The following is a 2,361-nucleotide window of genomic DNA, read 5'->3' on the forward strand; positions in this document are numbered from 1 at the left end:
TGCCGACACCGGCAATCAGCTCGTGCTTGAAAACGACACCGGCAATCTGATTTGGGCGCGCACCACCGTTGAAGACAACTGCTTAAATTCCGTTGAATATTTCAGCATTGACAACATCACCCCCCTGCTGACAGAAGGCAGTATTGATGTTGATCACGCCGTGGCATGGTGGGGCTGGAAACCGATTTTGGGTTATGGCGCAGTGATTACCGCCGCCATCATCGGTCTTTCCCAATGGGATGATGAAGATGCACCGCCCCCGCCGCCTCCGGCACCCGAACCGCTTTTGTATCTTGACTCACCCATTTTCAAAGATGCCGACGGCACAGACGTTACCAAAGGCACAGACGTAGCCAACAGCAAAATCGCCACGCACGCCTCTATTTTCGGACGCGCCGAGAACATAGCCGACGGCACAAAAATTAAAATCACCATTAAAAACGACGCCTCTGCCGCATTGGCAGCCGGTGTTGATGAAGTTGTCGTATTCACCACCGTTGTAAACGGCAAATGGGCAGTACACAATGTGGACATCAGCGCACTCAAACAAGGCGAGCATAGTTTGCTGGTGGTTGTGGCGGCATTGGATGCAAACGGCAATGAAATCGCCCATATTGAACATGATGCCGGCTTGATCACCCAAGCACCGGCCAACGGTATTGATGTACCCGATTATCAATTGGCGGCACCGGTTAACCCGCACGACCCTTTAACCGGCACCGGCAAACCGGGCAACCTGATTACCATCACTTTCCCCGACGGCAGCACCGCCACCACCACCGTGGGTAAAGACGGACGATGGGAAATTGCCAACCCCGGCTTAGACGGCAGCCACACGAATGCCGAGCCCGGACACGGCGGTAAAGATCTGATCGGCGACCAAGTGACCGTCAGCCAAACCGACCCCGGCGGCGCGGCCATTCCGCAGATAAACGGGCAAGACCCCATTACCGGCACCGGCGCACCCGGCAACGACATCATCATTTATTTCCCCAACGGCAGCACCACAACCGCAATCGTCGATAAAGACGGCAACTGGAGCGCACCCAATCCGGGCGACTTCAAAGACGGTGACAAACTGGCGGTTGTCGAAGAAGATCCTTACGGCAATGCCACCGTTAAACAAGTAACCGTTCCCGACGCCACCGCGCCCGACACACCTGTGGTCAATTTGCCGCTGAACGGTCAAGACCCGATTACCGGTAAAGGCGAGCCCGATGCCACCGTAACCGTAGTACTGCCCGACGGCAGCACCGCTACGACCACCGTCGGCAAAGACGGCAATTGGATCGTACCGAATCCGGGCAACTTTGAAGACGGCGATAAAATCACCGTCAGCCAAGAAGACAAAGCCGGCAATGATTCGCCCAAAGTCATCGAAACCATTCCCGATGCCACCGCCCCGAGCACCCCGATTGTCAACCACCCGATTAACGGCCAAGATCCGATTACCGGCAAAGGCGAGCCCGATGCCACCGTAACCGTAGAACTGCCCGACGGCAGCACCGTTACCACCACCGTCGGCAAAGACGGCAATTGGAGCGTACCGAATCCGGGCGACTTTGAAGACGGCGATGAAATCGTGGTCAGCCAAGAAGACAAAGCCGGCAATGATTCACCCAAAACCACCGAAAGTGTGGACGACGCCACCCCGCCGAGCACACCGATTGTGAATGAACCCGTTAACGGACAAGACCCGATTACCGGCACGGGTGAGCCCGATGCCACCGTAACCGTAGAATTGCCCGACGGCAGCACCGTTACGACTACCGTCGGCGGCGACGGCAATTGGAGCGTACCGAACCCGGGCAATCTGGAAGACGGCGATGAAATCGTGGTCAGCCAAGAAGACGAAGCCGGCAACGACTCACCCAAAGTCACCGTAACCGTACCGGACGCCACCGCACCCGTCATCAGCATCACCGACATTGCGGGTGACAACGTATTTAACCAAGCCGAAGCGGCGGGTGCCGGCGTGATTAAAGGCACCACCGATGCCGAAAACGGTCAAACCGTTACCGTTAAAATCAGCGACGGCGTTAAAACCGTCAGTGGCACGGGCACAGTGAACAACGGCACATGGGAAATTACCGGCATCAACTTAGCCGGTTTACGCGAAGGCAGAATTGACGTTACCGCCGATGTCAAAGACAAAGCCGGCAATGCTGCCCCCACCGCAAGCGGCAGTGCATCGCTTGATACCGTCGCACCGAGCAAACCGGCCACGCCCACAAGCTACGACGATAATGTTGACCCCGTTCGCGACGCCCACAGCACCGCGCCGAGCAGCAACGACCCGACCCCGGGCATCAACATTCCGCAAGGATTGACCGATACCCCGACCCTGTATGTGGACGGACA

At 57.1% G+C, this 2,361-nt stretch carries 1 protein-coding gene; it reads left to right on the forward strand.

Annotated elements, in window-relative coordinates; all coding sequences use genetic code 11:
* On the forward strand, positions 1 to 2,361 hold a 2,361-nt coding region (locus Q384_RS10780), incomplete at both ends, for an Ig-like domain-containing protein (protein WP_037588040.1).

The organism is Stenoxybacter acetivorans DSM 19021 (assembly GCF_000745895.1).
GTDB classification, from domain to species: domain Bacteria; phylum Pseudomonadota; class Gammaproteobacteria; order Burkholderiales; family Neisseriaceae; genus Stenoxybacter; species Stenoxybacter acetivorans.